Annotated in this window: 9 protein-coding genes; 4 read left to right on the forward strand and 5 right to left on the reverse strand. The window is 60.1% G+C overall.

The window, feature by feature from the left end:
• Positions 1–19 precede the first annotated feature (19 nt).
• The 4 genes from iolC to iolB all read left to right on the forward strand — a co-directional run bounded on the left by iolC (position 20) and on the right by iolB (position 5,714).
• Positions 20–1,978, forward strand: a complete 1,959-nt coding sequence (gene iolC / locus HCG46_RS06540) for a 5-dehydro-2-deoxygluconokinase (RefSeq protein ID WP_168685244.1) — start codon at positions 20–22, stop codon at positions 1,976–1,978.
• On the forward strand, positions 1,975–3,816 hold the full coding sequence (gene iolD, locus HCG46_RS06545) for a 3D-(3,5/4)-trihydroxycyclohexane-1,2-dione acylhydrolase (decyclizing) (protein ID WP_168685246.1): 1,842 nt from the start codon (positions 1,975–1,977) through the stop codon (positions 3,814–3,816). The genes iolC and iolD overlap by 4 nt, the downstream gene beginning before the upstream one ends.
• 201 nt (positions 3,817–4,017) lie before the next feature.
• Positions 4,018–4,914: a myo-inosose-2 dehydratase gene (gene iolE / locus HCG46_RS06550; protein WP_168685248.1), complete on the forward strand. Its 897-nt coding sequence runs from the start codon at positions 4,018–4,020 to the stop codon at positions 4,912–4,914.
• The gene (gene iolB / locus HCG46_RS06555) at positions 4,911–5,714 is read left to right on the forward strand and encodes a 5-deoxy-glucuronate isomerase (protein WP_075284837.1); all 804 of its coding nucleotides are present in this window, start codon (positions 4,911–4,913) and stop codon (positions 5,712–5,714) included. The genes iolE and iolB overlap by 4 nt, the downstream gene beginning before the upstream one ends.
• A gap of 237 nt (positions 5,715–5,951) precedes the next feature.
• Here the strand turns inward: iolB and HCG46_RS06560 are convergent, their stop codons facing one another.
• The 5 genes from HCG46_RS06560 to HCG46_RS06580 all read right to left on the reverse strand — a co-directional run bounded on the left by HCG46_RS06560 (position 5,952) and on the right by HCG46_RS06580 (position 12,835).
• The gene (locus HCG46_RS06560; RefSeq protein ID WP_209009328.1) at positions 5,952–8,372 is read right to left on the reverse strand and encodes a methyl-accepting chemotaxis protein; all 2,421 of its coding nucleotides are present in this window, start codon (positions 8,370–8,372) and stop codon (positions 5,952–5,954) included.
• A 247-nt stretch (positions 8,373–8,619) separates the two neighbouring features.
• Complete coding sequence (locus tag HCG46_RS06565) at positions 8,620–9,528, reverse strand: sugar kinase (protein WP_168685252.1); 909 nt, start codon at positions 9,526–9,528, stop codon at positions 8,620–8,622.
• A gap of 194 nt (positions 9,529–9,722) precedes the next feature.
• Positions 9,723–10,544 (reverse strand): carbohydrate ABC transporter permease, encoded by an 822-nt coding sequence (locus HCG46_RS06570; RefSeq protein WP_168685254.1) that lies wholly within the window; start codon positions 10,542–10,544, stop codon positions 9,723–9,725.
• Entirely contained in the window at positions 10,541–11,431 is an 891-nt protein-coding gene (locus tag HCG46_RS06575) for a sugar ABC transporter permease (RefSeq protein ID WP_055656804.1), read from the reverse strand. The genes HCG46_RS06570 and HCG46_RS06575 overlap by 4 nt, the downstream gene beginning before the upstream one ends.
• A 120-nt stretch (positions 11,432–11,551) precedes the next feature.
• On the reverse strand, positions 11,552–12,835 hold the full coding sequence (locus tag HCG46_RS06580) for an ABC transporter substrate-binding protein (RefSeq protein WP_168685256.1): 1,284 nt from the start codon (positions 12,833–12,835) through the stop codon (positions 11,552–11,554).
• Positions 12,836–12,849: the final 14 nt, after the last annotated feature.

Genomic DNA, 12,849 nt, shown 5'->3' on the forward strand with positions numbered 1-12,849 from the left:
TCAAAAACGGAATGTGCACGTGAAGAAACTCGATGTCATCACGATAGGCCGCTCGTCGGTCGACCTCTACGGAGCCCAGGCTGGCGGCCGTCTGGAGGACATGGCGTCCTTCAACAAGTATATCGGCGGCTCGCCCACCAATATGGCCTGCGGCACGGCTCGGCTCGGCCTGAAGTCCGCGCTGATCACCCGTGTCGGTGACGAACACATGGGCCGTTTCATCCGCGAGGAGCTGGAACGGCACGGTGTCGACACACAAGGCGTGATCACCGACAAGGCGCGGCTCACCGCGCTCGTGCTGCTCGGCATCCGCGACCAGGAACAGTTCCCGCTGATCTTCTACCGCGAGAACTGCGCCGACATGGCTCTTGGCGAAGATGACATCGATCCTGCGTTCATTGCCTCGGCCAAGGCGGTGGTCGCCACGGGCACGCACCTCAGCCATCCGCAGACGGAAGCTGCCGTTCTGAAGGCACTGAGGCTTGCCCGCGAAAACGGCAGCCGTACCGCGCTTGACATCGACTACCGCCCCAACCTCTGGGGTCTGTCAGGGCACGGCGACGGAGAGAACCGCTTCATTGCCTCCGACAAGGTGACGGCCAAGCTGCAATCGAGCCTGCATCTGTTCGACCTGATCGTGGGTACGGAAGAAGAATTCCACATTGCCGGTGGAACCACGGACACGGTCGAGGCACTGCGCAACGTGCGCAAGGTGTCGGGTGCGACGCTGGTCTGCAAGCGCGGGCCGATGGGGGCAACCGCCTTCGAAGGCGCGATCCCCGACAGCCTCGACGAGGGTATTTCCGGCCCTGGCTTCCCGATTGAGGTCTTCAACGTTCTGGGGGCCGGCGACGGCTTCATGTCCGGTCTGCTGAAAGGCTGGATCACCGGCGAGGACTGGGTCACGGCCCTGACCTATGCCAACGCATGCGGCGCGTTTGCCGTCTCCCGGCACGGCTGCACGCCGGCATATCCGAGCTGGGAGGAACTGCAGTTCTTCCTGAAACGGGGCGTGAAGGACAAGGCCCTGCGCAAGGACCCGGAACTGGAACAGATCCACTGGTCCACAAACCGGCATCGGCTGCACGGTGGCAACTGGTCGACCATGCGTGTCTTTGCCTTCGACCACCGTATTCAGCTCGAACAGATGGCCGATACGGCCAATGCCGGTCACGAGCGGATCGGATCGTTCAAGAAACTCTGCCTCGACGCGGCCCTTTCGGTCGCGGACGGCCAGCCGGGCTATGGCATTCTGTGCGACAGCCGACACGGCCGCGAGGCGCTTTATCGGGCCGCCGGAACCGGGCTTTGGATCGGTCATCCGGTGGAGTGGCCTACCTCCCGGCCACTGACACTGGAACCGGAAATCGGTCCGGATTTCGGCGGCCTGGCCGAATGGCCGACGGAGCATGTGGTCAAGGTGCTGTGCTTCTATCATCCGCATGACACCGACGCGATGAAGGCCGAGCAGGAAGATGTCCTGAAGCGGCTGTTTGCCGCCTGCCGCCGCAACCGGCTTGAAATGCTGCTGGAGATCATCCCCTCCAAGGTTGGTCCGGTTGATGCCGACACCACGGCAGATATCATCCGCCGTTTCTACGAGATAGGCATCTATCCGGACTGGTGGAAGCTGGAACCCATGACCTCGGCAGAAGCATGGGCGAAGGCTTGCGACGCGATTTCCGAAAACGACCCTCACACCCGCGGCATCGTGGTGCTCGGCCTCGATGCCCCGGAAGAGGAACTCGCCGCGAGTTTTGCCGAAGCGGCGCGCTTCCCGCTGGTCAAGGGCTTTGCGGTCGGCCGCACCATTTTTGCCGAAGCAGCCCGCAAATGGCTGGCAGGTGAATTGACAGACGAAGCTGCCGTCGCCGACATGGTGAGCCGCTTCGCCCGCCTGTGCAGCATCTGGGACACGGCGCGCGCAGAAGCCGGAACCGAGGCACACGTCAACGAACTCCAGGGAATTTCCGCATGAGCACGATCCGTCTCACCGCCGCCCAGGCCATGGTGCGGTATATCTCCGCGCAGATGGCCGAGGACGGCGAGCGTTTCATCGACGGCATCTGGGCGATCTTCGGCCATGGCAATGTTGCCGGTCTGGGCGAGGCGCTGGAGCAGGCCGGCAATGCCCTGCCGACCTGGCGCGGCCAGAACGAACAGACCATGGCCCATACGGCTATCGCCTATGCCAAGGCGAAGAAGCGCACACGGGCGATGGCCGTCACCTCCTCCATCGGCCCCGGCGCCACCAACATGGTGACCGCCGCAGCCCTTGCCCATGTCAACCGCCTGCCGGTGCTGCTGATCCCCGGCGATGTCTTTGCCAATCGGGCACCCGACCCGGTGCTGCAGCAGGTGGAGGATTTCGACGACGGCACGGTTTCGGCCAATGACTGCTTCCGTCCCGTCTCGCGCTACTTTGACCGCATCAGCCGTCCGGAACACCTGCTGACGGCCCTGCCGCGCGCCTTCCGCGTGATGACCGACCCTGTCAATTGCGGCCCGGTGACCCTGGCGTTCTGCCAGGACACGCAGGCAGAAGCCTTCGATTATCCGGCAAGCTTCTTCGAGCCGAAGGTCTGGCGCATCCGTCGCCCGGAACCCGACAGCCGGGACATCGCCGATGTTGTCGCCCTCATCAAATCCGCAAAGAACCCGGTTCTGGTTTGCGGCGGCGGCGTTGTCTATTCGCAGGCCGAAGAAACTCTTGGCGCGTTTGCGACCAGGCACGGCATTCCGGTGATCGAGACCCAGGCGGGCAAGTCGGCGCTGGCGCAATCTCATCCGATGAACTTCGGCACTGCCGGGGTCGACGGCTCGGCCTGCGCCAACGAGATTGCCGAAAGCGCCGACCTCGTCATCGGTATCGGCACCCGGTTCCAGGACTTCACCACCGGCTCCTGGGCGCTCTTCAAGGCTCCCGGCCGCAAGCTCGTCTCCATCAACGTTCAGGGCTACGACGCCCTGAAGCATGGCGCCGTCGGTGTCATCGGCGATGCCAAGGTGTCGCTGGAGAAGATCTCAGCGGCCCTTGGCTCAGAGACAAAATCGACTTTCAATCCGCAGTCCCGTCTTGACTGGCTGGCGAAGGTCGATGCCCACTGCAGTGCGCGGACCGATGTGCCTGAAGGCTACTTGCCGCTCGATGCAGAGGTTATCGGCGCGGTGCAGCGGACATCTTCGGAAAAGACCATCGCCATGTGCGCGGCCGGCACCATGCCGGGCGCCCTGAAGCTTCTGTGGCAGGCGCCGCAGGGTGGCTATCACATGGAATACGGCTATTCCTGCATGGGCTACGAGATTGCCGGTGCCATGGGCATCAAGCTGGCGCAGCCGGAGCGGGATGTCGTCTGCTTCGTCGGTGACGGGTCCTACATGATGGCCAACTCGGAACTTGCGACGGCCGTCATGCGGCGGGTGCCGTTCACGGTCGTGCTCACCGACAACCGGGGCTACGGCTGCATCAACCGGCTGCAGATGGGCACCGGTGGCAACCAGTTCAACAACCTCTACAAGGACTGCAACGTCGAGGCGCAGCCGGCGATCGACTTCGTCGCCCACGCGGCCGCCATGGGCGCCCACGCGGTAAAGGCGACGGACATCGCCGATCTGGAAGCGCAGATCCTCGCCTCGAAGGAACGGGCCATCCCGACAGTAATCGTCATCGATACGGACCCGATGCATGGGCCGGGCGAGAACGGTGGCGGTCACTGGTGGGACGTCGCCGTGCCGGAGGTTTCCGAACGGACCGAAGTCAACAAGGCCCGTCAGGGCTATGTCGACGCTTTGAAACACCAGAATCTGGTCGATTGAGGGGAATGCAGAACACCAGCCCAGCTTTTCCACCCAGTCACACCTCATCCTGAGGAGGACCGTCAGGTCCGTCTCGAAGGATGGGCGGCATATACCGAACAAGTGGCCCATCCTTCGAGACAGCGCTGAAGCACTTCCTCAGGATGAGGTTCGAAAGTTACGATCAACTCCAACGCTCCAATGCGTTACAGGACAACAGCCATGATCCTTTACGGCACCAACCCGATCGCCTGGGCCAATGATGACGACCAGACCCTTGGCGCACATATTCCGACTGAGCAGATCCTGTCGGAAGCTTCCGAAATCGGCTTCGACGGTATCGAGAACGGCCACCGCTGGCCCAACGACCCGGAAAAGCTGAAACAACTCCTCGGCGGCCATGGGCTCAAGTTCATTTCCGGCTGGTACTCGCTCAACCTGCTTGCCCAGTCGGTCGAGGCCGAAAAGAAGGCGATCCAGCCGCATCTGGACAAGTTGAAGCACAATGGCTGCAAGGTCTGCATTGCCTGCGAGACCTCCAACACCATTCAGGGCTCTCAGGTTGACATCAACACCAGCCCGGTTCTGACCGCAGAAGAGATGAAAGCCTTCGGCGCCAAGATCGAGGAACTCGCGGCCTTCTGCGCAAGCCAGGGCATCGACCTTGTCTACCATCACCACATGGGCACTGTGGTCGAGACACCGGCGGAAATCGACGCCTTCATGGATGCCACCGGCCCGGCGACCAAGTTGCTGTTCGATGCCGGTCATTGCTATTTCGGCAGCGATGGTCAGGATCCGGCGCCGGTTCTGGAAAAACACGCTGCCCGCGTGAAGCATTTCCATGCCAAGAACGTTCGGCCTGCCGTGATGAAGGATATCCGCGAAGACAAGAAGTCCTTCATGGACGGCGTCCGTGCCGGCGTCTTCACCGTGCCGGGCGACGAGGAAGGCGGCGTTGATTTCAAACCTCTTCTCCAGATCCTGAAGGACACCGGCTACGAAGGCTGGATCGTTATCGAGGCAGAGCAGGACCCGGAAGTCCGCAATCCGTTCCAGTATCAGAGCCTCGGCCTCAAGACCCTCAAGCAATTCGCAAAGGAAGTGGATTTGACATGAGCCATCTTCTCGTCAAACCGTCCGGCACCTCCGGCAAGGTGCACGACATCACGCCTGAAAGCGCCAGGTGGGGCTATGTCGGCTTCGGCCTGTATCACCTGGAAGCGGGACAGTCGGCATCGGAAGAAACCGGTGACAAGGAAGTCATCCTTGTCCTCGTGGAAGGCAAGGCGTCGATTTCCGCTGGAGATGAAAGCTTTGGTGAGCTGGGCGACAGGATGAGCGTTTTCGAGCGCAAGAAGCCGCATTGCGTCTATGTGCCCAACGGCAGCAGCTGGTCCGCAACGGCGACAACCGACTGCGTTCTGGCGGTCTGCACCGCCCCCGGCAAGGGCAACTACAAGGCCCGTGTGATCACGGACATCGGCCAGGTGGAACGCGGCAAGGGAGCGAACACCCGCTATATCCACCCGATTGCGATGGAAGAAAGCGATATCGCCGACAGCCTGCTGGTGACGGAAGTGTTCACACCCCAGGGCAATTGGTCGTCCTACCCGCCGCACCGGCACGACGAAGACAATTTTCCGGACATGACCTATCTGGAAGAGACCTACTACCACCGCCTGAACCCGAAACAGGGTTTCGGGTTCCAGCGCGTTTTCACCGAGGACGGCGAGCTGGACGAGACGATGGCTGTTGCCGATGGCGACGTGGTGCTGGTCCCCAAGGGCCATCACCCCTGCGGCGCACCCTACGGCTACGAGATGTATTATCTGAACGTCATGGCCGGCCCGATGCGCAAGTGGCGCTTCCAGAACCATCCGGATCACGACTGGATTGCCCAACGGGACGCTGGGTAGGCTCAAGCAGCTGAGACTGAGCAAGTGGCCCATCCTTCAAGACGGGCCTTTGGCCCTCCTCAGAATGAGGATCGTGCATGGTGAGGACAGGGAAAAGGCGCCAACGGCACCGTTCCTTTCCCCCTCATCCGTCATCCCGGACGCAGCGAAGCGAAGATCCAGGATCGGGGCGCAAGGGCTTTCGTCAACAAAAAAGGGCGCCGACAGGCGCCCTTTTCGTTTCCTGAGATTGCCGTCTTAGGCGGCGATAAGAATGTGGCTTTCTGCTAGCTGTTCGGCGAATTCCACGCCGCAGCCTGCTCCTGTCTGGCGCACGACCTTGCCTTGCAGCACGGTGCCATCCAGGAATTCCAGCGTCATCCGTTCGCCGATCGGCAGGTCGGTCATATCCAGGATCTGCGCACCGGTGACGCTGACGTCGATCAGCTGCCCGGCACGCTTGCGGCCATCCGCGAAGGTAATTGCGACATCCTCGGAAATCGCCTTGCGCACCGAACGTCTCCGGTCCTCGACGTCCTTCGTGACGTCCGCCAGAAACTTCTCGACCTCACGGGCAAGGCTGTCGCTTGCCTCCGAAACCAGGTCGGACGCAGTGTTGACCGATCCGGCTTCCGTCGACGTTTGTTCAACTGCACCGGAAACAGACGACATGCTGCTGGCTGCATTGCCTGTACTGTCGCTGGCCGAACGGGCCGAGCGCGCGATTTCCTGGTTTGCCGCCCGCTGTTCCTCGATAGCCCCTGCCACGGAACTGGTCAGGTTCTTGATGTCGGACACCTTCTCGGCAATGTGCTCGATGGCACCCGCTGCATCGCGAACCGAGGACTGGATGCCTGAAATCCGGCCGGAAATCTCGTCCGTCGCCTTGGAAGTCTGCTCTGCAAGCTGTTTGACTTCCGATGCCACGACCGCAAAACCGCGACCGGCTTCCCCCGCACGGGCTGCCTCGATCGTGGCATTGAGTGCCAGAAGGTTTGTCTGCTCGGCGATATCGCGAATGAGATTGACCACGCTGCCGATATGCTCGGCGGCTTCCGACAGCGTCTGAACGTTGCGGTTGGTCTGTTCCGCCGCTTCCACGGTCTCCAGAACGATGCGGGTGGTGGCTTCGGTCTGGTTGGCGATTTCCTGAACCGTGGCCGTCATTTCTTCTGTTGCGGCGGCAACGGCGGCGACGTTTTCAGAAGCACTGATGGAGGCGTGGCCTGCCTGATCGGATTCAGACTTCGCATTTGATGCCAGGTCTTCCAGCGTTGTGGCAGCACCGCGCATCCGTTCCATCTGGTCGGACACGGTTGCCAGGCGATCAGTCATGATCGACTTGAAGTCCGTGATCACCCCTTCCAGGAAAGCCTGGCGCTGGCGTTCCCTGTCACGTTCGTTGCGGGCCTGGTCTTCAAGATGACGGCGCTGAATGGCGTTTTCCTTGAAAATCGCCACGGCCTTGAACATGTCGCCAATCTCGTCGCCACGCTCGGACCCGTCCGTCTCTACGCGTGTGTCCCCATCGGCAAGCCGGTTCATGGCGGAAACAACCTTGCCGATCGGCTTTGTGATAGAACGAGCGGCGAAAAAGCCAAGGGCAGCGGCAATCGCAAGCAAGGCGAGCCCGGCGAGGATCATCCGGTTGCGCATCGTTGTCACCGGCGCCATCGCTTCAGCGTAGGTCTGCATGGCGACGATGGCGAAGTTCTTGCCCTGGTAGGTGAATTTTTCGGCTTCAACGTCCATCAGCTTATCGCCGAAATAGGTATTCATGCCGAAGGCACTGCCTTCCGCGAAGGCCTTGTCGATGACAGGACCACTCAGTTCCGTAGCCAGAATATCGTTCTTGTCGGCAGTGAGCGGCGTATCGTTGCGCATCAGGCGATCTTCACCGATCAAGGCCAAATCACCGGTTTTTCCAAGGCCGAGACTACTGGCCATGAGGGAATTGATCTTGTCGATCGGCATCTGGAAGGCCAGAACACCAACCGTTTCACCGTTCGCGTGAATCGGGTGCGCCATGAAGCTGGCAGGTGCGTCGAAGCTCGGCTTATAGGCGGCAAAATCCTCAAAGGCGACTTCGTCCTCGGCGGTGATCGCCATCGCCTTGCGATAGACTTCGCCCAGGTCGGTATCGGCCCACTGGCCACCGCCCTTTTCGAAATTCGTGGCGTAATCCAGTTCCTTGAAGACCGTGTAGACGAGGTTGCCCTTGGCGTCGAACAGGAACACATCGTAATAACCCTGGTCCTGCTGCAGTTTCCGGAACCAGGGGTGATACTTGGCGTGCACCTCGTCGTAAGCCGACCCGGTCTCGGCCCGGTCGAGCTTGTATTTCTCGCCAGTCGGATGCGGGTTGCCGGTGATATACGCAGCTTGCAGTTCTTCCTGCGGATTGCCGCCGTACATTTTCCAGAAATCCCAGACGGAGGCGAACTCCTGAACGGCAGCAGCTGTGCCCGGGTGTTCTGCTGTCAGAACCAGTTCGCGCTCAATCGAATGCAGGTAGGCGAGGGTTTCTTGCATGCCGGTGCCGGCAGCCGCCTTCAAGCGCTCCTGGGTCAGCTTGTTCACGCTGATGGATGACGTCATGTAACTTGAAACACCGATACCGATGCCAACCACCGCAGCGGCGCCCAAAACCAGCGCCGGAATCTTTTTCGACAAACGCATGCCTGAGAACATTCGTCCCCCCCTCAGATGGCCCATTCAGCCAACGATCAAAACCGAACGTAGGGTAAGGACAAGGAGCGAACGAAAGCTTAATTTCATCGCATAAAGTTATTTTCAGCCAAATAATCGCGAAAGAATTCGGAGCAGCCCCAAAATCATACTGTCAATATTCGCAATATATTCCCTTTTGGGTTGAACGCCTCTTCTTGAAGCAATCAATCACCAGCCGAATCATACGCACTTACCCTTAGGCAGTTTCGAGGTAGGCAACGAGGGCACCACGGTGCTGGATCACCTTGCCGGCGAGACTTGCACCGGCATCAACGCTTGCCGGGACGTCGCCGCCCGAAAGATATTTCGCCAGAAACGCCGCGTTGAAGCTGTCACCGGCTGCAGTCGTATCGACAATGCTGGAAACCGGCGCAGGCTGGAAAGCCTGCCGGGAACCGGCATCCGCGCAGATCACCTCTTCCGGCCCGTTCTTGACCACGACCATGCCTGCCCCTGCTGCCAGATACCGGTCAGCACTGACGTCTGGCGTTGCATCACCGAAATGGGCCAGCTCGTCCTCGAAGGACGGCATCAGGAAATCACAGCAGCCGGCAGCTTCCGTAACACTTGCCCGCATGGTGTCTGCATCTTCCCAAAGACGCGGACGCAGGTTCGGGTCGAACGCCGTTTTGGCACCGGCTTTTCGCGCGGTCCTGAGTGCGTCCAGAAATTTTGCCCGGTCTTCCGATGGAAGGATCGCAAGGGTAATCCCGCTGAAATAGATCAACCCTGCACCACTAAGCGCAGACGCAAGATGTGTCCCGTCCGCGGCAAGACACCGGGCTGCCGATTGCGAACGCCAGTATGCGAAGCTGCGTTCGCCATCCTTCAGCTGGATCATGTAGAGGCCGACGGTCCGGTCGTCCCGCTTCTGGATGGCAGTCGTCTCCAGGTCGGATTCTTTCAGGAAAGAAAGCATCTGCTCCGACACCTGATCGCGGCCAACCGCAGTGTAATAGCCGACGGTCCAGTCGGCAGGCAGGCATTTGCGCGCATACCAGGCGGTGTTGAGCGTATCGCCGGCAAACCCCATGGCATAGGTGCCCTCACCCGTTGGTGCCATCTCGACCATACATTCGCCAATGGCAAGGAATTTGAGTGACACGGCGGGGCTCCTCGATGCTCGGGGATCAGAAAAACTAAAGGCGAAAACCCCGCAGAAAACCGGGATTTAAATCCATTAGCATAAAAGTCCCTGCCTTAAAAAGTGGCACAAAGGTCTATGCCCCTTGCCAAAGCGGTTTGGCCGTCCAGACGATGGTCGTTCGTCCCCGGTTTCTGCTGTTTCTCGGATTAATTTTATTTGATGCCGGCGCGCATGAAGCTTTGGACAAACTGCCTCTGGAACAGCAGAAAGGCGATCAGCAGCGGCCCGGAGGTCATCAACGTCACCGCATTGATGACCGACCACTCCACCCCGCTGTCGATGGCCGAGAAGATGCTGAGACCGACGGTAACCGGGCGGGTGTCCACCGAGTTGGTCACGATCAGCGGCCACAGGAAATTGTTCCAGTGGTGACTGACGGAAACGAGGCCGTAGGCAAGATAGGTCGGCTTTGCGAGCGGAATATAGACCCGCCACAACACGCCCAGAACCGAAGCACCCTCGATGCGCGCTGCCTCGTCCAGTTCCTTCGGGATGGTCATGAAGGTTTGCCGCAGCAGGAAGATGCCAAAGCCGGACGCGATGTAGGGCAGCGCGATGGCAGGGATGGTGTCCACCAGATTGAGCATGCGCATGGTCTGATAGTTTTCCACCATCAGGATGTCCGGCATCACCAGAAGCTGCAGCAAGACAAGCGTAAAGAGGACATTGCGCCCGGGAAACTGGAACCGGGCGAAGGCAAAGGCGGCCAGCGTGCCGAGGAAAAACTGCCCGGCAAGGATCATCGACACCAGCAGGAAGGTGTTCAGGAAGTAACGGGCAAAGGGTGCCGCATCCCAGGCCTTTGCGAAATTGTCGAGTGTCAGCGGTGCAAGAAGCTCGAACCGTGCCTCGTAGGCCGCCGGATGAAAAGCGGTCCAGATGGCATAGGCCAGCGGCAGCACCCACAACAGTGCCAATGCCCAGGCAGCGAAGGTGTTGAGCACCCTGTCGAAGGAAAAGCCGGCGCCGGTCATTTGTAATGCACCTTGCGGTCGAAGAAGAAGAACTGGCCGATGGCAAGCAGCGACAGAAGCACAAGAAGAGCGACGGTAAGCGTTGCGCCATAGGCGGTTTCCCAGAAGCGGAAGGCGACCTCGTAGATGTAGAACAGCAGCAGTGCCGAAGCGTTGTCCGGCCCTCCGTCCGTCAGAATGAAGATATGGTCCACCAGGCGGAAGGAATTGATGACTGCGTTGACACAGACGAACAGGGTCGTCGGCATCAGGAGTGGAAAGGTGATCCGCCAGAAGATCGTCCAGCGCCCGGCGCCTTCGATCTGCGCGGCCTCCTTCAGCGTGACCGGGATTGCCTGCAGCGCCGCAAGATAAAAGATCATGAAGAAGCCGGCTTCCTTCCAGACGGTGACCACGATGATGGCGTTGAGCGCGGTGTCCGGGTTGCCGAGATAGTTGCTGGCAGGCCAGCCAAACAGGGCACTGGTGATCTGGTCGACCAGGCCAAAGCCGGGCGTGTAGAAAAACATCCAGATGTTGGCGACGGCGATCAGAGGCAGAACGGTCGGCGTGAAATAGGCCATGCGCACGAAGCTTCTGCCAACCAGCCTGTCGTTGACCCAGAGCGCCATGACGATCGCCAGACCAACGGAGACCGGAATGGTGCCAAAGGCGAACCAGACGTTGTTCCAGAGCACTTTCCAGAACACCGGGTCATCCAGCATGCGCTCATAATTGGATAGGCCGATGAACTTGGCCGGGCGGCGTCCGCGCGGGGTGGAAAAGAAGCTGTTCAGGAACGTCGTGACCGCGGGGATGTGGGTAAAGGCAAACAGGAACACCATTGCCGGCAGCAACAGCAGCCAGCCGTGGATCCAGTCGCGTTTCAAGGCAATGCCCCGCTTCATGGTCTAGGCCCCGATAAGGAGAAAAACCCGACCTAAAGCAAATTGCGGTTAGGACGGCGAAAGGTCTGGGGAACGGGACGGAACACCGGAGTGGGACCCGGCGCTCCGCCCCGAATGGCGTTAGCGGTATTCGCTCAGGATCTCGTCGGCCTGCGCCTGAGCTTCCTTCAGAGCCGTTTCGGCATCCTTCTGGCCGGTGATGGCAGCAGCAAGCGCATCGTTGAAGATGCCGGTCACGCGCTGGTTCTGGTAGGTCGCCAGTTCAGCTTTGGCGAAGTCCAGCTGGTCGCGGGCAACCAGGACAGCCGGGAAATCAGCCGCATAGGCTTTCATCGTGTCGGTTTCCCAGGTTTCGGCGCGCGGAGCGACGTAGCCTGTTGCGATGGTCCACTTCGCGGACTGTTCCGGAGCCGTGATCCACTGCACGAACTTGACGGCAGCCTTGTTCTGTTCGTCGGAAGCCCCCTTGAACAGGTAGAAGTTGCCACCCCCTGTAGGTGCGCCGCGCTGTGCCTTTTCCGGCAGCATGGCAACGCCGAACTTGAACGGGGCATTGTCACGAACGTTGGTGAGGTTGCCGGTGGAGGTCCACATCATGGCCGTCTGGCCTTCGAAAAAGGCTTTCGGCGTTGCGCCCCACTCGATGATGCCCGGAGCCATCACTTCGTGCTTGGTGCTGAGATCGACAAGATACTGCAGCGCCTCGACCACCTTGGGATCATCGAAGTTGGTCTTGTTGCCGTCGGCATTGGCCAGGATCGCGCCGTTTTCGATGGCAAGGCCCTGGAACAGCCAGTACGGGAAACCGGAAGACGGAATACGCACGCCCCACTGGGTGACATTGCCGCTGTCGTCTTTCTTCGTCAGCTTCTTGCCGAACTCGACCATTTCGTCCCAGGTTGCCGGAGCGATCTCCGGGTCAAGCCCGGCCGCTTCGAAGGCTTCCTTGTTCCAGTAGAGCACCGGCGTGGAGCGCTGGAACGGAATGCCGTAGGTCTTGCCGCCGGTCTGGCTGTTTTCCATGAATGCCGGATAAAAACCTTCGACCCATTTCTTGTCTTCGTCGCTGGTCAGATAGTCGTCGAAGGGCTGGATCAGATCTTCATCGATCAGGGTGAACATGTCGGCAGACAGGATCACCGAAAGCTGGGGCGGGTTGCCGCCGCGCGAAGCGGTGATCGCCTTGGCGACGGTGTCCTGGTAGGAGCCGGCATAAACGGCGTCGATTGTAACGTCCGGGTTCTGCGCAACATAGGCGTCGGTCAGTTCCTGGATGGTGTCAGCAGCCTTGCCGCCAACGGCGACCGGAAAATAGAATTGCAAATCAACAGCCTGAGCGGAGGCCCAGGTGCTGAAGGAAAGCGCCGTTGCCGCAACGGCTTTCAGGAAAGTGGACTTCAACATCAGTTTACTTCCTA

Origin of the sequence: Labrenzia sp. PO1 (assembly GCF_012273635.1) — a bacterium.
GTDB lineage: Bacteria > Pseudomonadota > Alphaproteobacteria > Rhizobiales > Stappiaceae > Roseibium > Roseibium algicola.